Origin of the sequence: Citrobacter sp. S55_ASV_140, from assembly GCF_018919505.1 — a bacterium.
Classification (GTDB): domain Bacteria; phylum Pseudomonadota; class Gammaproteobacteria; order Enterobacterales; family Enterobacteriaceae; genus Citrobacter; species Citrobacter werkmanii.
Window position 1 is genome coordinate 1 of sequence record NZ_JAHLQZ010000402.1, and the last position, 935, is coordinate 935.

A 935-nucleotide genomic window follows, 5' to 3' on the forward strand; every position below is an offset into this window, starting at 1 on the left:
GTATACCCTGTTCCTGGTGGCAGAATTGTTCTTAATGTTCAAGTTTGCACGCCTCGGCCCGAGCAGCCTGAAAACCGGTCGCTATCACTTTGAGCAGTCCAATGTGACTTCTCAGCCGGCACGCTAAGACAGGAGTCGTCAAATGATCGATTATGAAGTATTGCGTTTTGTCTGGTGGCTGTTGGTCGGCATTCTGCTGATTGGTTTTGCGGTCACTGATGGCTTCGACATGGGGGTGGGCATGCTCACCCGTTTCCTCGGTCGTAATGATACCGAGCGTCGAATTATGATTAACTCCATCGCCCCGCACTGGGACGGTAACCAGGTTTGGCTCATCACCGCGGGTGGCGCTCTGTTCGCTGCCTGGCCGATGGTGTATGCCGCTGCGTTCTCTGGTTTCTATGTGGCGATGGTTCTGGTACTGGCGTCTTTATTCTTCCGTCCGGTCGGTTTTGATTACCGTTCCAAGATTGAAGACACTCGTTGGCGTAACATGTGGGACTGGGGCATTTTCATTGGTAGCTTTGTTCCGCCGCTGGTAATTGGCGTGGCGTTCGGTAACCTGTTGCAGGGCGTACCGTTCCATATCGATGAGTACCTGCGTCTGTACTACACCGGTAACTTCTTCCAGTTGCTGAATCCGTTTGGTCTGCTGGCAGGTATCGTGAGCGTTGGTATGATCATCACCCAGGGCGCGACCTACCTGCAGATGCGTACGGTTGGTGAACTGCACCTGCGTACGCGTACCACCGCGCAGGTAGCGGCGCTGGTGACTCTGGTCTGCTTCGCGCTGGCCGGCGTGTGGGTGATTTACGGTATTGACGGTTATGTTGTGACCTCTGCAGTGGATCATCATGCCGCCTCTAACCCGCTGACCAAAGAAGTGGCGCGTGTTGCTGGCGCATGGATGGTGAACTTTAATAATGCACCTATTC

2 protein-coding genes are annotated in these 935 nt (G+C 54.1%); both read left to right on the forward strand.

The features are described 5' to 3' along the window. Positions 1 to 127: hypothetical protein (locus KQJ18_RS24800; protein WP_253297566.1), on the forward strand; the 127-nt coding region annotated here is incomplete at its 5' end. A gap of 15 nt (positions 128 to 142) precedes the next feature. Then, positions 143 to 935, forward strand: a 793-nt coding sequence (gene cydB / locus KQJ18_RS24155) for a cytochrome d ubiquinol oxidase subunit II (protein WP_216422979.1), incomplete at its 3' end; no start/stop codon positions are given.